The following is a 20336-nucleotide window of genomic DNA, read 5'->3' on the forward strand; positions in this document are numbered from 1 at the left end:
CGACTCCGGATCCGGAGCAGCCCGTCGAGGACCGTGACGCCGGGGTTCCGCCGGCGGCGCCGACATCCCCCGACGGCCGCGCCGACGGTGACACCGGCGCTGTGCCCCCGAGTCAACCCGGCGTGGGGTCGGGAAACGCTCCGCTGACGGACCAGCAAATGGATCGGCTCGCGCGGGACGTGACCCCGGACGAGGCCATCCTGCAGATCGAACGGCGCAACAGCAGAGCTGGGGTGCAGTTGTTCTCGCTGAGCGGGTTCACACCCGGCAACATCATCAGCGACACGGTGTTCTACGCGCGGTCGACGATGACCGAGACGCAGATTCAGACGTTCCTGAACGAGCGCGTCCCGCGCTGCGATCCCGGCTACACCTGCCTTAAGGACTTCCGGCAGACGACCCCGTCGCGCGCGGCGGACGCGTACTGCGGCGCCTATCAAGGGGGTGCGAACGAAACTGCCGCACGCATCATCCACAAGGTGGCGCAAGCGTGCGCGATCAATCCGCAGGTGCTGCTTGTGATGCTTCAGAAGGAGCAGAGCCTCGTGACGCACCACTGGCCCAGCGATTGGCGCTACACCTGGGCGATGGGCATGGCCTGTCCGGACACGGCCGCGTGTGACGCGCGCTACGCGGGCTTCTTCAACCAGGTCTACGGCGCGGCGCGACAGATGCAGATCTACGCCAAGGACTCCTACTTCAACTGGTATCCCGTCGGAAGGACGTCGAACGTCCGTTACCACCCCGACGCCTCCTGCGGTTCGGCTCCGGTGCACATCGAGAACCAGGCCACCGCGAGTCTCTACTACTACACGCCGTATCAGCCGAATCGGGCAGCGCTGAACGCCGGATACGGCGAGGGCGACGCGTGCTCGTCGTACGGCAATCGCAACTTCTACAACTACTTCACGGATTGGTTCGGATCCACGCAGCAGATCTCGGGGATCCCTTTCGGCTGGGTCAATCAGTTCACTCCGAGACCCGGCACGATCTACCTCAAGGGCTGGGCGATCGACCCGGACACGACCGGGCCGATCAAGGTCCACGTCCACGTCGGCGGGGTCTGGCGCAAGACGTTCCTCGCAAACCAGTGGCGCACGGATATCGGCGCCAACTACCCCGACTACGGTCCCAACCATGCGTTCTCCGGAGAGGTCCCCTTCACGGGGCTCACAACCCAGAAGGTGTGCCTCATCGCCGAGAACGTCGGGGCGGGTAGCAACCGAACCCTCGGGTGCAGCTGGGAGACGCCCCGGAGCGGAAACCCGTTCGGATGGGTGAACGAGTTCCGTCCGGTCCCCGGCGGCGTCTATGTCAAGGGCTGGGCCATCGACCCGGACACGACGGGCACCGTGAAGGTGCACGTCCACGTCGGCGGTGTCTGGCGGAGGACTATCCTGGCGAACGAATGGCGAGTCGACGTCGGCGCGAACAACCCGCTCTACGGTGCCAACCACGCGTTCTACCGCGAGATCCCCCTCTCACGCGGAACGCAGAGGGTCTGTCTCATCGCGGAGAACATCGGGGTGGGCGTCAACCACACGCTGGCGTGCCGCTGGCTGACGATCTAGCGGACCAAGCGGGGGAGTGCCGATGACCGATGACACCACGAGCGTTCTCGGAGTGCCGTGCTTTCACTGGGTCCCCCAGAGCGGTCCCCGCAACTTCGGAGACGAGCTCGGACCGTGGATCGTGGAGACCCTGCTGGCTCAGGCCGGGGTCGGCGCCGTCCGCCCGCGTGACGTGCGCGGACGGCTCCTGTCGGTGGGGAGCGTGTTGCACTTCGCGTCGCCCACGGACACGGTCTGGGGGAGCGGTGTGAACGGGAAGGTGTGGTCGCAGACGTTCCCCTTGACGATCGATGTCCGGGCGGTGCGGGGACCTTTCACTCGCGCTGTGCTCATGGCGCGCGGCATCCCGGTGCCGCCGGTCTACGGCGACCCTGCATTACTCATCCGCCGGATGCTGCCGGATCTCCCCGTGTCGGCAGAGGGCGAGACGCTCGTGGTTCCGAATCTGAACGATCTCGAGCAGTTCGATGCCGACGACATCATGAGCCCGCTCGAACCGCCGCTCTCCGTCGTCGAGAGCATCGCGCGCGCCCGATTCGTGGTCGCCAGCTCGCTGCACGCCCTGATCATCGCCGATGCCCTCGGTGTTCCGTCCCGGCCTCTCATCTCGGCTGCCGAGCATCCTTTCAAGTACTACGACTACTACGCCGGAACCGGCCGGGCGCAGGTGACGTTCGCGCGCTCGGTGGAGCATGCACTCGATCTCGGGCCCGTCGAGAAAGCCGAGGTCGATGAGGACGCCCTTGTCGCCGCGTTCCCGTGGGACCTCTGGGGCGCCGACGCACCGAGGGGAAAGGAGGCGGCTCAGAGCCGCGCGCGCCATCAGCGCCTCGATGCCGTCACCCTCATGAGCGACGCGCAGCACGAGCGAGACAGGCTCGGCGCGGCTCTGAACGGCTCGAAGCCGCGGGGCGATCACGAGGACCCGACGCTGCGGCGCCTTCGCGAGTTGCAGAGCAACGATCTCCCGTTGAGCGGTCTCACGCGAGAGGAGGCGCGTGCTCTGGGGCGCACTCTGCCTCACCTGCGCAGGAAGGGCGTGATGGACGCACCGATCATGTCCGTCGTCGTCGCGGTCAGAGACGATGCGCCGGCACTGAGTCAGACGTTGGAGTCTCTCTTGGTGCAGGGTCTCACGGAGCTCGAGGTCATCGTCGTCGATGACCATTCCCTCGACGGCAGCGCGCGGATCGCTGCCGATCTGGCGTCGCGCGACGACCGCGTCCGCCTGGTCAACGCCGTGAGCGCCGGTCGCGGGAACGCTTGGAACGTCGGCGCCGACCATGCGCGCGGGCAGTACATCATGTTCTGCGATGGACGCACGCTGTTTCCGCCCGAGGCATGCGGAGCGATCGCCGGCACGTTCGAGGACGTCGACGTCGACATCGCGGTGGGCGGGTTCCTGCGCTTCCGGGCCGACGAGACATGGCCGGCGGCGGGGACCGGAGACGACTTCCCCGTCGATGCGCGCTTCACCGTGCGCGAGATGCCAGCCCTCCTGGGCGATCGCGAGCCGCGGAACAAGGCCTTCCGGCGCTCGTTCTGGGAGAGCCGCGGGCTTCGGTTCCCCGCCGACGGCGAGGCCGTCGGCGCGACCGTCGTGTCCGCTCTCGCCCGTGCACGAGGGATCACGCACATAAAAGGCACGACGTCTCTCCGACGAGACATCACGGGGCCGACCAGCGATGGCGGCGACGCCCGTGATGCACTGGCAGGATTGGCAGCGGAGCGTTCGGCAGCGCAGACGGTTGCAGCGATCGGCGTCCCGGACGTGGTCGCGTGGTACGGCGAGGGCCTCTACGAAGGGCCCGTCTTCACGGCGCTGAGACGCTATCTCGAAGCAGGCGGTGACCAGGCGCCTGACGATGAGGCGGCGGCGATCGTGGACCGGGTTCTGGGCACGGTCCCATTGCCCCGTGATCGTGTCAATCCGCTCCATCGACTGGTCCTCGAGCGGACGCGAGAAGGCGACCTGACGAGCGCCCGTTCGGCGCTCCGAGAGGCGCAGGGGGTCGTCGTGCAGACCGTGCGGGTCCTCGAGCAGGCCGATCTCCTGGTAGTGCAGGGCTTGTGCGCGGCGCCGGCCGAGGAAGCGCCCGTTCCCGTGCTCTGTGGGGATGACCTGACGGAGGCGCTGCTCCCCACGGAGCTCGACGTATCCAGGGAAGGAGACCGGTGGCGCTTCCGCGCTACCTACGCGGCGGGTTCGCTCCCCCTCGAGCGGGCGCTTTTCGCGGCGTTGCGGTTGCCGTCGGGCCTTCTCCTGCCGGCGCCCGTGCCCGCGACGGGGCTGCCTCGATATCGGCCCAAGAATGCGTTTCTCTGCGAAGACGTGTCGGGGAACCTCGTGGTGCGGCGGAGACGGCACTGGATGGTCAGGGGCGCACGCCGAGCGGCTCGACTCGCCCAAGCTTCGCTCCGTCGGCGCCTGCGGTTCCGGTGAGACCGGTGAGCAGCTCGGCGTACTGAGAGGAGATACGCCAGGGAGCCGTCCGATCGAGGAACGGTCGGAAGGCACTCGGGTCGACATGGTCGAAAGACCGCGGATCGGCCAGCAGTGCCGCGATCGAATCGACCGGCTCGGCGGGGTCGAACAAGCTCACCCAGGGCTCACTCCCGTATTGCGTGCGCAGGTGCGGCAAGTCGGGCAGCACAACGGGCGTCGTGAAGCTCGCAGCCAAGTGGACGCTTCCCGAGTTCAGGATCGCCCGGTAGGGGAACACCGCGAGGTCGGCGGCGAGCAGCCAACGCTCCACGTCGGCATCGGGCACGAAGTCGAGGTGGGTGATCATGCGCAGCTCGGTCGGCAAGGAATCGACGAGGGATCGCCGGGACATCTCTTTCACCTCGCCCGCGAGCATGAGGACGAGCCGGCGGCTCGCTGTCTCCTGCTGTGCGAGGAGCGCCGCACGGATGAGCTCCTCGACGCCCTTGTACGGGCGGATCTGGCCGATGAAGAGGACGGCGCGTTCGTCGGAGCGGAGGTCGAACGAGCGCCGCGCCACCAGGGGAGTGAGTCCGCTGTCGTAGAGGCCCTCGTAGCTCGGGTGCGGCAGGACTCGGATCTTCTCGGGAGAGAGCGCGACGATGTCCGACAGCGCGGATGCCGTTGCCGGCGACATGACGTGGATCGCGTGGACAGTGTCGTTGAGCACGCGATAGAACTCAACCTCGAGGTCCCGGTGCGCAATCTCATGGGGGAGACGGTTGTGCACCGTCCACACGATGCGGACACCACGGGCACCGAGGTCGCGGAAGGCCCGCTGGAGGACGGCCAACCGCCTCACCGCCTCGTCGCGGGTGGACGCCTGCTGAAGGAGCGGCGTCGTCCAGTGGAGGTGGAAGACGTCCTCACGTCGAAGGGCATCGAAGCCGCGGAGCAACTCGTCGAAGGTCGTGGCGCCCACGAACTCGTGACCCGCGGCGCGGGGAGCAAGCGCGAGCACATTGAGGAACGGATTGCCACCCCAGGAGGGGAACACCAGGACTTTCCGCCCAAGACTCATCCGCACCAGAGTAGCGCGGCAAGGGATGGACCGTCAGCGCTGGGGCGGCGGATCGTGCGGGAAGACGAAGCGATCGTAGGTGAAGAACCGGAACGCTGTCGCAAGTGCCTGGCCGATGAAGGTGCCGGAGATGTTGTCGGCCAGAGGGCCCTCGAGCCCCAGCACGTAGCGCGAGAACGCGAGGCATCCCAATTGCAGCCCGATCGCGATGAGATTGAAGACCGCGAACAACGCGTAGCGGGACATCCGGCGCTGGAGTCGGCGGTCGCCGAAGGTCCAGTAGCGGTTGCCCACGTAGGTCACGACCGACGCGACGACGATCGCGATGATCTTGGCCACGAGCGGGAGGTCGTAGAGCGGGCCGCGCCCGGTCACCCAGAAGGCGAGCAGGTTGAAAACGAGCGCATCGACCAGGAACGCGATTCCCCCGATCACGAGGAACGCGCCGGCCTGCTTGCCTCGCTTCACGGCAGCGTTCTGGGTCATGCGGGGACGTCTCCTGGGCGGGAAGAAAGGGGGCGGGATGAAAGGACGTGGCCGAACGGCGCGCGCGTGCCGGCGCCGACCGGGCGCGCGCTCGATTCTATGGCCCGCCGACGCCCGCGATGTCAGGGAACACACGGTTGGATCCGCGAGCGTGCCCGCCGAGGGATGAAGCGTCCGCGTGGTAGCCTGACTCGGCTCAACGGCAGTGCGTGCCGTGGGCCGTCATGCCTCGTCCCGTCTCGGAGAACAATCTCATGACCCGGTCCCCCGTCATCGCTGCGATCGTCCCGTGTTACAACGAGGAGTTGGCGGTCGCTCAGGTCGTGACCGACCTCAAGCGCGCCGTTCCCGGCATCGACGTATACGTCTACGACAACAACAGCACGGATGCCACGGCCGAGGTCGCTGCGGCGGCGGGAGCGATCGTGCGGCGCGAGGCGCTCAAGGGCAAGGGCAACGTGGTGAGACGGGCGTTCGCCGACGTCGACGCGGACATCTACGTCATGATCGACGGTGACGACACCTACGACGCCGCCGCTCTGCCCGAGATGATCCGCGTCCTGCGCGAAGGCCCCTACGACCACGTGCTGGGTGTGCGCAACCAGAAGACCGAAACCGCGTACCGCCCCGGTCATGAGCTAGGGAATCGCGGCTTCAACTGGCTCGTCGGCAACATCTTCGGGGCGCAGGTGAGCGACATGCTGAGCGGATACCGAGTCATGTCCCGCCGCTTCGTCAAGAGCTTTCCCGCCGCGTCGCGAGAGTTCGAGATCGAGACTGAACTGACCGTGCACGTGATGAGCATCCGCGTGCCGCAGACCGAGGTTCCGGTGGGGTTCAAGGACCGGCCCCCGGGCAGTGAGAGCAAGTTGCGCACGTATCATGACGGCTTCCGGATCCTCGCGCTGATCGGGCAGCTGATCCGGCACGAGCGGCCCCTGCTGTTTTACGGCATCATCGGGGCGCTGCTCATGCTGGTGGGCGTGCTGCTCGGCATCCCACTCGTGGTCGAGTTCGTCCAGACGGGTCTCGTGCCGCGGTTCCCGACCGCGATCCTCGCCACAGGGTTCGGCATCGCCGCCGCCCTCGCGTGGACGATCGGCCTCGTGCTGGACGGCGTGCTGCGGGAACGTCGCGAGATCAGTCGCCTGATGTATCTGCAGTACGCTCCGCCCGCCTGACGGCGCGTCATGACCGGCTCGCTCGTCTCCTCCGCTCGCCCCGCCGCGAGTGGTGCGCCCGCCCTGTGGTCCCGCGTGGCCGCCGTGGGTCTTCCCGTCGTCGTCATCGCCGTCCTGGCCCTGTACGCCACGGCGGGGTGGCTGCGCCGGGAGTTCGCGCTCCGCCACGGCAACGAGGGCTATCCGCTGTTCAGCGAACTGATCGCCGCCGATCCGCTGCGGCCCGGCCTCGTCTTCCTGCTCGTCGCGGCCGGGTACACAGCGGTCTTCTTCGCGCTGCGCTGGCTGGTGGCGAGGGCCTCTGGTCCTGTCGGAACGGGACTGGGGCGCACTGGTCGGGCGGCCAAGACGGTCGACTGGGTCTTTGCGCGCTGGTGGCGGCTCTCGCTCGCCCTGCTCGTGCTGTGGGCGCCCCTGCTCGCGCTGCGCTGGCCCGGGGCCGTGAATCCGGACTTCGCGCTGATGGTCACGGAGATCGCCCAGCGGCGCTCGGAGTTCCCCGGGGACGCGTTCAAGCCGTACGACATCTATCCCATCGCCTACCATCTGCTGCCGGCCGGCGACCTGATCTGGTCCAACCAGCACAATGCGTTCCTCACCCTCATCTACGGCGGGATGGCGGGCGTGAGCGGAGCGGTGTTCCAGTCGTACATACCGGGGGTCGTGGTCCTGACGACCGGGCAGGCGCTGTTCACCGTGTTCGCGCTCGGCCGCGCGCTCGCGCTCGCCGCTCGCCATGTCGAGCGGCGCTGGGTGAAGGTCGCAGGACTGGCGCTCACGGCCGGCAGCGTGATGACGCCCCTGTGGTCGATGGACCTGTCGAAGAACCCGCTTTTCGCCGCCGCCGTCGTGTGGTGGCTGGCGCTCCTGCTCGAGTTCGCCTTCGGGCATGAGATCCGTCGCAGGTGGGGCGCCGAGGTCGCGGCGGCCACCGTCGTCGTTCTCGTGAGCGTGAAGTTCGGCGTCTACGTCGCCGCGCTCGGCCTCATGCTCCTGCTGATCACGCGACGGCGACCCCGGCTGCTGCTCGCCGCCCTCCTCACCCCGATCCTGGTCTTCGTCGTCCTGCTGCGCGGGCTCATGGTCGCAGGCCTGGTCATCCCCGACGACAGTGTAGAGACCCGGGTCGTGCAGCTTCAGCAGATGGCACTGACGCTGAGGGAGCACCCAGACGCGCTGGATGAGCGCGATCGCGCGCGACTCGAGCGCGTGTTCGACATCGAGGCGATGACGCGCGTCTACGACCCCGACAACGCCGATCCCGTGAAGTCGAGCGGGCTCGACGACAACGGGAGCTACCGGTGGCGCACGGTGTCAGCGGAGGACTGGTCCCACGTGACGGGGATCTGGGCGCGACTCGGTGCACGATACCCGGCGCTCTACGTCGACGCGTTTCTCCTGAAGTCGCACCGCTATCTTGACATCGCCTCGGAGAGCCCGCCGTGGCCCCCTCTGCGCACGATCACCTGGAGCGTGACGTACTCCCTGGATCTCACAGGAGTCAACGACGGCGGTCGGGAGCTGCTCGCTTCCGGGCTGGCCGCCGCACACCGCGAGCCCGTGCTGCGCTTGGTCATGTCGGCCAGCGCGTGGGCGGTCGCCACGATCCTCCTGTGCACGGTCGCGATCTCGCTGCGTCGACCGCGTGCCGCTCTCTACGCGCTTCCGCTGGCCCTTCAGGCGGGGGTCGCGCTGCTGTCACCGCTCAACGGCGCGGCCCGCTACCTGCTGGGGCTCGTCTACGCCGCCGGCCTCGTCTTCATGGCCCTCGGCATGCGCGACGGCACAGCGCACACCCCTGCGCCCCTCGGGAGCGAGCGAAGCGGGGCGCCATGACGTGGCCCGGGGCGCTGCCCGCACTCCTTGCTGCCGCGGTGGCTGTGGCGGGGCCCGGTCTGCTCGCGACAGCGCCCGTGCGAGCCGGCGTGCTGCCTCGCGTGTCGCTGGCCGCGCTCGTGGGCACGGGCCTCTCCGGTGGCGCCGCAGCCGTAGCGGGTTGGGCGGGGGTGCCCTTCCACGCGTGGCAGGTATGGGCGATGGCCTCCCTCGTCGCCATCGTCATCGCGTTCGTGCGCCGGCGCCTGCCGCGGGACGGCATCGCGCCCACCCCGCCGCTGTGGGCGCTCGGCGCGGCCTGGGCCGCCGGAGCGCTGCTGCTCGGGTCCGTCGCGTTCGCCGGTGTACCGGACCCGGACCGCATCTCTCAGACCTACGACAACGTCTTCCACCTGTCCGCGGTCTCGGCGATCCTCGACGGCTTCTCCGGGTCGCCCCTCACGCTCCGTTCTCTCATCGAGACGGAGGCGCCGGGAATCGCGTACTACCCCGCGGCGTGGCACCTGCTCGTCGCCATGACCGTGCAGCTGAGCGGAGCCACGGTGGCGGTCGCGTTCAACGCCGTGTGGCTGGCCGTGGGCGTGCTCGTGTGGTTGCCGGGCGTGGCCTGGCTCGCGCAGGCTGTGTTGCCGCGGGCGTTCGCGCGGACGGCGGGCCTCATCGCGCTTCCCCTGGGTGCGGCATTCGGGTCGTTTCCGTACGCGTTGCTGGCGTGGGGGACGATTTATCCCACCGGCCTCGCCCATGCGCTGCTTCCCGCCTCGCTCGCGCTGACCGTGCTGGCGGTTCGCAGTGCCGTGGCGGCCCCGTCCCAACATCGTCGCCGTGGCTGGCTCGTTGCGGCGGGGGCGGCGGCGCTTTCCGCAACGGCGCTCGCCTTCGCGCATCCCCGCGTGCTCCCGACCTGGGTCCTGATCCTCGTCCCGTTCGCGACAGCGTGTCTCGCCGGCACGTTCTCGCGCGCCTGGCGACGCGGAGGCCGGGCCCGCTCGCGGGCGGTCGCTGCGCTCGGCGCCGGCGCGGTGTTCGTCGCGTCCGGCGCCGGCGCGGCGTTCGCCTATGCCGTCGCCGTCCTGGGCCTGTTCGACGAGCCTCTCGAACAGCGCCTGGACGGCCCGCAGGCACAGGCCGTGCAGGCGCCGCTGGACGGGGTCCGACAGGTCGCTCTGCAGCAGACTATGACGGGAGCGGGCGACGCCGTGACGGCGGCGGCCCCGCTGCTGGCGGCCGTCGTCGTCCTCGGTCTCGTGGCCACCCTCCGGCGTGCACGGACGAGGTGGATCGCAGTGTCGTTCCTCCTCCTTGCCGCACTGTTTGTACTCGCCGCGGGATCGGACGGCGCCGTAGCCAAGCTCGCCACGGGGGTCTGGTACAAGGACCGATTCCGACTGGCCGCCGCGCTGCCCGCGCTTGGCGTGCCCCTCGCCGCGTACGGCATTCTCGTCGTGTCTCGTGCGGTCCTCCGACTCCGCGGCGGATCGCCGAGCGGACGCGGACGTCGCGAGACCACGATCGCCGCCGTTGCCGCTGCGGTCGTCGCTGTCACGTCGTGCGTGACGCTTGCTTTCAGCGGCACGACGGCCGCGATCGCTGGCGTGTTCACACTCCCGGCCGAGCGCGCGCAGTGGGAGATCGTGTCGCAGAAGCAGATCGACTTCATGGACCACGTCGTGCGAGAGGTCGTGCCGGAGGATCAGCGCGTGCTGGGGGACCCCTGGGACGGCTCGGCGCTCACACAGCTGTTCGCCGGCCGTGAGCCCGTCTTCCCCCACGTCAACGGGCAGTGGGACCATCACCGGCGCGTGCTCGCGTGGGACCTGCCCGAGATCCACTCTGATCCGGAAGTGTGTGCGGCGCTCGACGCGTTGCGCGTTCGGTACGTCCTCTACAACCCACACGAGTTTGGCGGCGGCGACCCCGCGGGCAACCACTTCCCCGGGCCGCATGCCGCCATCGCGGAGGGACTGTTCACCGTGGTGGCGACCGACGGCGAGTCGGTGCTGTACCGCATCGACCAGTGCGGCTCCCTGCCGCGTTAGATGACGCCGGCCGGTCGCCGTGCCGGGCTCGGGGCATTGCCAGGGACCGTGGGATTCTCCTGGGATGATGAAGACCATGAACATCGATCTGCTTGTCGTCGGCTCGGGCTTCTTCGGTCTGACGATCGCCGAGCGCGCCGCCGCCGCGGGGCGCAAGGTCACCGTCATCGAGCGCCGCCATCACATCGGCGGCAACGCCTACAGCGAGAACGAGCCGGAGACGGGCATCGAGGTGCATCGCTACGGCGCGCACCTGTTCCACACGTCGAACCCCACGGTGTGGGAGTACGTCAACCGCTTCACGACCTTCACCAACTACGTGCACCGCGTGTACTCGACCCACAACGGGCAGGTCTACGCGTTGCCGGTCAACCTCCACACGATCAACCAGTTCTTCCAGGCCGCCTACACGCCTGACGAGGCGCGCGCCCTCGTGAAGGAGCAGGCGGGGGAGTTCGACGTCAAGACCGCCCGCAACTTCGAGGAGAAGGGCATCGCGCTCGTCGGCCGTCCGCTGTTCGAGGCGTTCTTTCGCGACTACACCGCCAAGCAGTGGCAGACCGAGCCGCACAAGCTCTCGGGCGACATCGTCAGCCGGCTGCCCGTGCGTTACAACTACGACAACCGGTACTTCAACGACACGTGGGAGGGTCTGCCCACCGACGGGTACACCGCGTGGCTGGAGCGGATGGCCGACCACCCGAACATCGAGGTCAAGCTGAACGTCGACTTCTTCGACGAGTCGCAGCCCCTGAGCAAGAAGGCGCTGGTCGGTCAGCTGCCGATCGTCTACACGGGTCCGGTGGACCGCTACTTCGATTACGCGGAGGGTGAGCTGAGCTGGCGCACGCTCGACTTCGAGGAGGAGGTGCTGAACGTCGGCGACTTCCAGGGCACCCCCGTCATGAACTACCCCGATGCGGATGTGCCCTTCACGCGCATCCACGAGTTCAAGCACTTCCACCCGGAGCGCAAGGACGTCTATCCGGACGACAAGACCGTCATCATGCGCGAGTACTCCCGCTTCGCCACGCGCGAAGACGAGCCGTACTACCCCGTCAACACGTCCGAGGACCGGGCTGGCCTGCTCGCCTACCGCGAGTTGGCGAAGGGCGAGAAGGACGTGCACTTCGGCGGGCGCCTGGGCACGTACCAGTACCTCGACATGCACATGGCGATCGGCTCGGCACTGTCGATGTGGCGCAACGACTTCGGCGGGGACGCCTGAGCGTCGCGATGCGGGGCTGACGGCTCACTGCGTCTCCGTGGACTCCTCACCGCCTCCCGATCCCCAGAGGCGTCCCGCTCGCTGCGGCCCTTCTCCGCGCACGGGTGTGCGGGGAGGAGCATGCGCGGCCAGGGGCGCGAGCAGGAGGAGCGGGACGGCGAGCGCGATGCTGAACACATAGCGCAGGCTGAAGGCGGTCGGCGTCGCCGCCAGCCCGGCGAGCCAGACGAGGACGAGAGGTGCATACGCTAGGACATACCTGCGCCGAGGCGAGGTCGCAACCCCGAAGGCGGAGACGAGCAGGATCCACGCGAGGGTGCCGCTCCCGAAATAGTCGAGGCGCTCCGCGAGTTCGTCTCCAGTGAGCCCCCACAAGGTCTCCACCCGCGGGGTCCGCTCGATGCCGAATGGGTTCTCAGCCACTGCGGTGTCGATGAAGCCGTAGCCGTTCTTCACCCCGGGTGCCCAGAATCCGAACGTCTCTAGCATCCACGCTTCGACGTACGCACCGAGGTTCGTGGGCGCCATGGCCAGCCACACTGACAGGAATCGCCCCGTGTGCGCGTCGAGATACTCGTCATCGAAGTCGGGCGCCCACTTGATCGCGTCCACCCGTGCGGGCGTGTACAGCTCGCGCCAGCGCTCGACAGGCAGCACCTCCTCGAGCACCGCGGCCTGGTCCTCGCTGATCTCCCCGTCGGTGTACATAGCGCGGGCGACCTGTTGAAGCGGCACCGCGAGCTTCTCGGCCTGCGGCGCGGGAGTGACGCCGGACGCCTCGGCGGCCGACACGGCGATCGTGACGGCGAGCAGAGCGGCGAGGACGGAGAGGACCGCCCGTGCCGCTTTCCGACGCCAGACGAAGATCAGGAGCACCGCGCAAGCGGCCACGATGACGGTGCCGCCGTTGCGCCAGAGGGAGACCCATGCCGCGAGAAGGGCGAGTCGCGCGATGGTCCACGGATTGCGGAGGCCGTCGTTCGTCGCGGCGGCATCCGAGAGAAGGAGGCAGAGGAGCATGATCGCAACAGCGAACAGCGGGTCCTTCTGGACGTTGATCGCGTAGATCGCGAATACGGGAGTGAAGGCGAAGAACGCCGCCACGGCCGACGCTGTCACGACTGTGGCGTGCGTGCGCCTGGTCAGCCAAAGACACGCGTACCCGAGAGCGGTTGCCATGATCGCCATCTGCGTGAGGGAGAACAGTGCGATCGAGCTGGTAACGCTCAGACCGAGAAAAGCCCCGGCGTGGAGGAACACGCCCACGAACAACGTGAAGGCGAGTGGGTGGTGGTTCTCGAGGGGTCGTTCGCCCAGCATGGGGCCGATGGACGCGAACGAGTCGGGCAGGACCACGCCGGGCCAATAGAGCAGCAGATACGGTACCCACGCGCAGAAGATCCCCGCACTCCACATCGGCCACCACCGGATCCGGACGGGCGTCTGACCCGGGTGGCGGAACATCGCTCGGGCCCGGCCGACGGCGCGGTACAACACCGGGAGGGCCGCGAGAGCGGCGGCGAGGAGGACGCCGCCGGCGGCCCACAGGAGCGCGTCCGCGGGCCCCAGCGGCTCGATGAAGACGCGGTCGGGCCGCGCGCCGAGCCACTCGTCATACCGGATCCGGCGGCCCACCACGGCGAAGCCGGAGAGGAGGAGCGCGAGAGGCGATGCCTGCACCGCCGTGCGGAGGAATCGCGACATCGGCGGCCGGGGTGTGGGGATGTTCGGCGTCACACTTCCCCCGCCGGGCCCAGCCTGGCCGCTCTCCGCGACGCCCGGGTCCGGTCTCGCGCCGCGCGGCGCGTCGGAGCCTGCCCCTCCACGGCGGTCCGCGTGACGACCAGGGCCGTGATGGCGGCGGCGAGGACAACCCCGATCGCCGCCGGGACGGCGCGATACATGAAGAAGGAGTGGATCTGGGAGTGGTTCGTCATCACCTCGTACCACAACGGGACGACCGCCGCGGGAAGCGCCGCGGTCGCGAACATCCATATCGCGCGGGCACCGCTGCGGCGCGCAGCAACGAACAGCAGGGCGATGATCGCGACGACCACGGCGACGGCGGCAACGCGCGCCAGCGGCATGTCGGCGTAGTACGCGAGGTTTGCCCATGTGCCCTGCCCGAGGCCACGCACCACCGTGTCGTCGGGGCGATCGGCGAGCCCGGACCGGACGGCGACGTTCTCCACGACCTGCTTCAGCGCTGCGTCGGGACCCGCGGCGAGCGCGGCGGTCGTCCATCGCTGGACGAAGGCCGCGGCGAAGCCGATCATCCACCCGGCGGCGCCCGACAGTGCGGCGAGTGCCATGCGCCGCGGCGTGCCGCCACGGAAAGCGACGCAGAGCGGACCCGCCGCGGCCGTGAGCACCCAAGCGAGATTGGGATTGTTGAGGAGGTCGAAGAAGTTGAAGACCGCTCCCGCGGCGACGGCGGCGAGGAAGAGCGCGGGCAGGCCCCGGGTCGACGCCCACGCCGCGAGCGCCACGCCTGCGAACGCCGTCGCGAGGGAGAGAGCGTGCTCAGCCGAGCCCCCCGGTGTCACGAGCACGTCGGAGGTGCCGAGTAAAGGCAGCGTCAGCGCGGCGGCCACGAGCGGCGACGTGCGGCGGGAGAGGACCCACCACATGGCGAACAGTGCGCAGGCCAGAGCAAAGAGGGAGACCGCGTTCATCGCGGCCATGCCGCCGAGAGCCAGTGCCGGGCGGAATAGGACGGTGTAGCCGGCCCAGTACCGCAGGTAGAGATGGTGTTCTACGTCCTCGCCGCGGGCGAGGGCCCGAATCTGCTCCACGCCGCCGTTCGTGCACGAGGAGATGCGAGGCACGAGGAGGCCGCGCTCCCACGCCGACATGCTCTCTTCGCCGAGGCCGGTGCCCGCGACGACGCAGTCCGTGTACGCGTCGTGTTTGCCTCCTACGCCGTTCGGTGGGTAGGAGCGCTCGTACAGGCCCTGTTCGATCGATGCCGTGAGTTGCTGGGCGATCGCACGGTCCGGCACGGCCGCGCCCGCCCATTGCAGGGCGATGAATGCGACCCACAGGACCCCGAGGAGAATGGCGGTGTCACGCGCCAGGCGGACGATCGCGTTGCCGGACATTCGGCTCCCGTGTCAGTTCAATGAGAGGTGTTCCGGCGCGGCGCCGGAACACCGGATCTGATCGGCCGCGGTCACGGCCGCGACGATTCTTCCACGGAGGATGTCGATTTGGCCGTGGCCGCGCGGCAAGTACGATGTGCAGGTCGGGCTCGCGGATCGCCATTCCGGTATTTCTCCGCGGTGCCGCAGCGTCCGATCGATCATTGAGGCGATGACTGAACCACGAAGCGTGACAATCCCGACGACCACGGCTCCGCGCCCGCGCGTGTTCCGCCCGGAGATCGAGGGACTCCGAGCCGTCGCAGCGTCGCTCGTCGCGGTATGGCACATCTGGGTCGGCGGCGTCTCCGGGGGCGTGGACGTCTTCTTCGTCGTCTCGGGCCTGCTCATCACGACGACGCTCATCGGCCAGATCGATCGATACGGACGCGTCCGCCCGTTCGCGTTCCTGGGGCGGCTGCTGCGACGCCTGCTCCCGTCCGCTCTGGTAGTGCTGAGCGCGTCGCTCGTCGGCACCTGGCTGCTCGTGCCGGAGGCGCTGCGCGAGCGGTCGTTCGCTGAGATCTTCGCTTCGGCTCTCTACTTCGAGAACTGGCAGCTGGCCTTCGCCGCCGTCGACTACCTCGACAGCGAAGACCCCCACACGCCGGTGCAGCACTTCTGGGCGATGTCGGTTCAGGGGCAGTTCTACGTCATCTGGCTGGCCGTCTTCGCCGCGGCGATCCTCCTCGCGCGGAAGAGCTCTCGGAGTCGTGCGTGGGCCGCGGGTCTGACCGCTGTTCTGCTCGTGGGGTCGTTGGCATACTCGGTCTGGTTCACCGCCGTCAACCAGCCCTTCGCATACTTCAGCACCTTCACGCGCGCGTGGGAGTTCGCCCTCGGAGCGCTGGCCGCGTTCGTGATCGGCCATCGCGCCCTGCGCGGGACCTGGTCCTGGATCCTGGGCTGGGTGGGCCTCACGGCGATCGTCCTCTGCGGGGTCGTGCTGCCAGTCGGGAGCTCCTTCCCGGGCGCCGCGGCCCTCTGGCCCACGGTGGCCGCCCTGCTCGTGCTCTTCTCGGGGGGCGACCGCGAGCGGCCAGGCCATGCCGCCTGGTTGCTGTCGCGGAGGCCCGTGGTGTGGCTCGGCGGCCTTGCCTACGGGATCTACCTGTGGCATTGGCCGCTGCTGATCTTCTATCGGCACCTCAACGGGCGCGACGAGGTCGGCATCATCCCCGGCGTAGGGATCATCGTGACGTCCGTGCTCCTCGCGTGGGCCACCACGGCCCTCATCGAACGCCCGCTCCGGCGATTGGGTGAGCGGACGACGCGGACGAGGCTCATCGCCGCCGCCGCGCTCGTGGCCGTCGCCGTGACGGTCGCGGGCACAAGCGTCTGGTCGCGGCACCAGAGCTACGCCGACGCGGAGGCGCGGCACGAGGCGATCCTCGCAGACCTCGAGCAACGCGAGGGCGCCCATGAGTGCTTCGGCGCGCGGGCGATACTCGCGGGCCTCGATGCCTGCGCGGATGACGCGGATCCCGAGCGGCTGCTCCCCATCCGTTCCCGGCTGCTCGACGACGTGGGGAGGGCGTACTGGTGCTATACGTCGGCGGACGCCACCCGGATCGATCACTGCAGCGTCGGATCGGATCGACCGGATGCGCTGAGGATCGCACTCGTCGGCAACTCCCATGCCGCGATGTTCTACGATGCGCTCTACGATCACCTCGGCGAATTGAACTGGCGGTTGGACACGTTCGTCGGCAACGGATGCGTGTGGGGGGAGGCCGTGTCGTCGGAGCTCTGCGAGGGCCGCGTCGACGAGATGAATGCCCACCTGCTGGAGGGCGAGCCCTACGATGTGCTGATCACGACCACCGGCCGCGGTGACCGCGAGTTTTCCCAAGAGCGCGTGGATGAGTACCTGGAGTCCTGGGAGGAGATCGAAGCGCGTGGCACGCAGGTCGTCGTCGTGACTGACAACCCGCGGCTGCCCGACGAGGCGGCCGACTGCGTCATGGCGGCGAGCGCCCGGGACCTCGTGGCCGGCGAGTGCGATTTCTCCTCAGAGGACGGCTACCGGTCTCCCGACATGATGCTCGAGGCCGCGGAGCAGTCGCGCGGGGACCATGACATCGTCGACCTACGCGACCTCTACTGCGCGGACGACAGATGCCCCGTGGTGGTCGGCAACGTCATCGTCTATCGCGATCAGCATCACCTGACGGCCACGTACATCCGCACCGTCGCCCCGGTCCTCGTCGAGCGCCTCACCGAGGTGCTGGATCGATGAGGGCAGAAGGCCCGGTTCTGGCCCGCGGGCACGGGATGGAGGCCCGGACGGTCTCGCTCGCCGTAGGATCGGCTGCGTGACCGCCTACGCCGCTGCAGGGAAGCCGCGGCGCTACCTGCACTCGCTCTGGCTGTTGTCGGCGCGAGATCTCCGGGTACGGTATGCGACGAGCTGGCTAGGCTATCTGTGGTCCGTACTCGACCCGCTCGTGATGAGCCTGATCTACTGGTTCGTCTTCACCCAGGTGTTCGAACGAACGGTCGGCGCACAGCCGTACATCGTCTTCCTGATCACCGCTCTTCTGCCGTGGGTCTGGTTCAACGCGGCGGTCACGGACTTCACGCGTGCGTTCAACAAGGACGCCAAGCTCGTCAGATCGACCGCGATCCCTCGCTCCATCTGGGTCTCGCGCGTGGTCATGAGCAAGGGGATCGAGTTCCTCTGCTCGCTCCCCGTCCTCGTGGTCTTCGCGCTGGTGGCGGGGGCTGCGGTCGGTTGGCAGCTCGTCCTGTTCCCTGTCGCCGTGTTCCTCCAGGCCGTGCTGCTTCTCGGCCTGGGTCTGCTGGTATCGCCGTTGTGCGTGCTGTTCGCCGACCTCGAGCGCACCACGCGACTGATCCTGCGTGCGCTGTTCTACGTGACGCCCATCATCTACAGTCTCGACGACCTGCCCGGCGCCTTTCGGGACCTCGGCGCTCTCAATCCGCTCGCGGGCATCGTGACGCTGTATCGGGCGGGCTTCTTCCCCGAGCTCTGGGATCCGTACGCCGTTGGAGTCAGCGCCCTCATGTGCTTCGGCATACTCGCCCTGGGGATCCTCGTCTTCAAGCGGCTTGAGCGGCCGCTTCTGAAGGAGTTGTGATGACGCTGGAGCACCCAGGCGAGGCGATCGAGGCGATCGGGCTCGGTGTGCGCTTCCGCCGCAACCGGCGGGGCCGCCGCGCGCTGAAGGACATGTTCGCCGACGCGTCCCGGAGGCGCTCTTCGGGCGAGTTCTGGGCTCTGCGCGACGTCTCCTTCACCGTGCGTCCCGGGGAGTCCATAGGCGTCGTCGGCCGCAACGGTCAGGGCAAATCGACGCTGCTCAAACTCGTCGCCGGCGTACTGCTTCCCGATGAAGGCGCTGTCCACGTGAACGCTGGCGTCGCGCCGCTGATCGAGATCACCGGGGGCTTCGTCGGCGACCTCACGGTACGTGAGAACGTGCGGCTCACCGCCGGTCTGCACGGCATGTCGCGTGCGGAGGTCGGGGAGCGCTACGACGACATCATCTCGTTCGCCGAGCTGGGCGACTTCCAGGAGGCGCCGTACAAGCACCTGTCGAACGGGATGAAGGTCCGGCTGGCGTTCTCCGTCGTCTCGCAGTTGGACGAGCCGATCCTCCTGGTGGACGAGGTGCTCGCGGTGGGCGACAGCGCGTTCCGGGAGAAGTGCTACGCCCGCATTGACGAGCTGCTCTCAGACGGTCGAACGCTTTTCTTCGTGAGTCACAGCGAGAAGGACCTGCGACGCTTCTGCGATCGTGGTCTTTACATTCGGGAGCACCGGCTCGTGATGGACGCCCCCATCGCGGACGTCATCCGGCAGTACAACGTAGACACCGCGTCGTGATGCTCGGTGGTCGTCACGCCCGGACGCGGTCCAAGACCCGGCGGCCGACTGCCCGGACGGGCGCAGGCAGCACTCGTGCGAGGCGGCGAACGCCGCGGGCGGCACGGCGGACGACTGCCCGAGGCGCGCGTCGCGCCAGCCCCGCCATCCTCCCGGCGTCGTGGAACGCGTGCGCCGCCAGGCGTACGGGGGCCGACGGCGGAGGCGGCGCCGACGTGAGGTGCGCGCGCACCCTGCCCGCACCCTTCGACGGCCCGACGCTGAGGAGGTGGCGCTCCTCACGCGTCAGGTGCCACGGACGGACGGCGTAGGCTGCGAGGCGGCGTCCTCGCGCCAGCGCATCGAGAAGGGCGCGGTCGTCAAGGTTTGCGAACCCGCGCAGCGCCGGCAGTGATATCACCCGCAGGGACTCAGCTGCCGCGCGCGACCGGGAGAGCCCGGTCCTCTGCAGGTGTCTCGCGAGCGTGGCCGGGTCCCCGAGCGCCGATGGGGTGTCGCGCGCATGCGTGCCCACCACTGCGGCGGCCGCCCAATCTTCCGCAGCCGCGAGCCGGTAGGTCAGCCGCTTGTGGGCGTCGAGTGATCCCTCGCTCAGAGGCAGGGTCGACTGGATGAATCGCAGCGCGGCGGCGCGGGCCGCGGCATAGGCGGGGTTCCGGACATGGTCCGGCTCCAGGAGGGGTCCCACGTGCGCCCAGACATCGTTGTCGAGCATCTCGAACGCGTACGAGACCATCACCCGCTCGTCCTGCAGTTGCTCCACCGATGCGAGGCAGCCGAGTTCCTGCTCGAAGTGCGCGAGGACCGAGTCGGGAGCGTGCTTCCGCGCCGTCATGGAACTGCTGCCCGCGCGGCGACGGTAGAGGTACACGACGTCCGGCAGGACATCGAAGGCGAAAGCGCAGTACGCGTCGGTCATCGCCTGGATGTCGTTCGATCGGGGGGCGTCGGCGAACCGGACCCCGGCTGCATCCCACGCCTCCCGCAGGAACACCCGGTTCCAGCACACGCGATCACGCAGGAAACGCGGCTCGTCGTGAATGGTGACGGCCTCCCGGGTCCGGCCGTACAGCGGGAACCACTGCTGGCGCGTATTGAGCGTCGTCGGGGAGAAGATTGCGTAGTTGGCGACCACCATCTCGGCCCCCGTGCGGCGCGCCTGGCCGAGGAGCGCCTCGTATCCCCGTTCGGGTACGAGGTCGTCTCCGTCAGCGAAGGCGAGATAAGTGCCCTTGGCCAGGGACGCGCCGTGATTGCGCGCGGTGCCGCCCCCCTCACCGGGGTTCGTCACCACGGACAGTCGATCGTCCTCGATCCGGGCCAGCTCGCGCAGGGTGTCGTCCGTCGAGTGGTCATCGACCACGATCAGCTCCACGGACTCGACGGACTGCGTGAGCACCGACTGCGCCGCCTCGAAGATCCAGGGTCCGACGTTCCGCGCCGGCATCACGACGGAGAGCTCGGGGGAGACATCCGTCGTCCGGGGAGTCGTCGTCACG

General features: G+C 68.7%; 14 protein-coding genes. 9 read left to right on the plus strand and 5 right to left on the minus strand.

Annotated features, from left to right (window positions below; genetic code table 11):
• Positions 1–158 precede the first annotated feature (158 nt).
• Both IEX37_RS03740 and IEX37_RS03745 read left to right on the plus strand, forming a co-directional pair.
• Positions 159–1571 carry a LasA N-terminal domain-containing protein gene (locus IEX37_RS03740; protein ID WP_188754905.1) on the plus strand — a complete coding sequence of 471 codons (1413 nt, stop codon included), beginning with the start codon at positions 159–161 and terminating at the stop codon, positions 1569–1571.
• Between the two features lie 22 nt (positions 1572–1593).
• Entirely contained in the window at positions 1594–4014 is a 2421-nt protein-coding gene (locus IEX37_RS03745; protein ID WP_188754906.1) for a glycosyltransferase, read from the plus strand.
• On the opposite strand, the gene IEX37_RS03750 is transcribed toward IEX37_RS03745, so the two are convergent.
• Positions 3947–5077, minus strand: coding sequence for a glycosyltransferase (locus tag IEX37_RS03750; protein ID WP_188754907.1), 1131 nt, complete (start codon positions 5075–5077; stop codon positions 3947–3949). The genes IEX37_RS03745 and IEX37_RS03750 overlap by 68 nt on opposite strands.
• Positions 5078–5110: 33 nt before the next feature.
• The gene (locus IEX37_RS03755) at positions 5111–5563 is read right to left on the minus strand and encodes a GtrA family protein (protein WP_188754908.1); all 453 of its coding nucleotides are present in this window, start codon (positions 5561–5563) and stop codon (positions 5111–5113) included.
• Positions 5564–5817: 254 nt separating this feature from the next.
• Between IEX37_RS03755 and IEX37_RS03760 the strand changes: the two genes are divergently transcribed.
• The 4 genes from IEX37_RS03760 to glf all read left to right on the plus strand — a co-directional run bounded on the left by IEX37_RS03760 (position 5818) and on the right by glf (position 11847).
• Entirely contained in the window at positions 5818–6744 is a 927-nt protein-coding gene (locus IEX37_RS03760; RefSeq protein ID WP_188754909.1) for a glycosyltransferase, read from the plus strand.
• Between the two features lie 9 nt (positions 6745–6753).
• Positions 6754–8580, plus strand: coding sequence for a DUF6020 family protein (locus tag IEX37_RS03765; RefSeq protein WP_188754910.1), 1827 nt, complete (start codon positions 6754–6756; stop codon positions 8578–8580).
• On the plus strand, positions 8577–10619 hold the full coding sequence (locus IEX37_RS03770) for a DUF6541 family protein (protein WP_188754911.1): 2043 nt from the start codon (positions 8577–8579) through the stop codon (positions 10617–10619). Before IEX37_RS03765 ends, IEX37_RS03770 begins: the two co-directional genes overlap by 4 nt.
• An 82-nt stretch (positions 10620–10701) precedes the next feature.
• On the plus strand, positions 10702–11847 hold the full coding sequence (gene glf, locus IEX37_RS03775; protein WP_188755100.1) for a UDP-galactopyranose mutase: 1146 nt from the start codon (positions 10702–10704) through the stop codon (positions 11845–11847).
• A gap of 24 nt (positions 11848–11871) precedes the next feature.
• Here the strand turns inward: glf and IEX37_RS03780 are convergent, their stop codons facing one another.
• Positions 11872–13551: a DUF6020 family protein gene (locus IEX37_RS03780; protein WP_188754912.1), complete on the minus strand. Its 1680-nt coding sequence runs from the start codon at positions 13549–13551 to the stop codon at positions 11872–11874.
• 29 nt (positions 13552–13580) lie between these two features.
• On the minus strand, positions 13581–14948 hold the full coding sequence (locus tag IEX37_RS03785; RefSeq protein WP_188754913.1) for a hypothetical protein: 1368 nt from the start codon (positions 14946–14948) through the stop codon (positions 13581–13583).
• A gap of 211 nt (positions 14949–15159) precedes the next feature.
• Between IEX37_RS03785 and IEX37_RS03790 the strand changes: the two genes are divergently transcribed.
• The 3 genes from IEX37_RS03790 to IEX37_RS03800 all read left to right on the plus strand — a co-directional run bounded on the left by IEX37_RS03790 (position 15160) and on the right by IEX37_RS03800 (position 18837).
• Positions 15160–17226, plus strand: a complete 2067-nt coding sequence (locus tag IEX37_RS03790) for an acyltransferase family protein (RefSeq protein WP_188754914.1) — start codon at positions 15160–15162, stop codon at positions 17224–17226.
• A 76-nt stretch (positions 17227–17302) separates the two neighbouring features.
• Positions 17303–18088 carry an ABC transporter permease gene (locus IEX37_RS03795; protein WP_188754915.1) on the plus strand — a complete coding sequence of 262 codons (786 nt, stop codon included), beginning with the start codon at positions 17303–17305 and terminating at the stop codon, positions 18086–18088.
• Complete coding sequence (locus tag IEX37_RS03800; protein WP_188754916.1) at positions 18088–18837, plus strand: ABC transporter ATP-binding protein; 750 nt, start codon at positions 18088–18090, stop codon at positions 18835–18837. Before IEX37_RS03795 ends, IEX37_RS03800 begins: the two co-directional genes overlap by 1 nt.
• 13 nt (positions 18838–18850) lie before the next feature.
• Here IEX37_RS03800 and IEX37_RS03805 read toward each other — a convergent pair whose 3' ends face one another.
• Positions 18851–20335 (minus strand): glycosyltransferase family 2 protein, encoded by a 1485-nt coding sequence (locus IEX37_RS03805; protein ID WP_188754917.1) that lies wholly within the window; start codon positions 20333–20335, stop codon positions 18851–18853.
• Position 20336 lies beyond the last annotated feature (1 nt).

The sequence above is a fragment of the Microbacterium album genome, assembly GCF_014643695.1.
Classification (GTDB): Bacteria; Actinomycetota; Actinomycetes; order Actinomycetales; family Microbacteriaceae; genus Microbacterium; species Microbacterium album.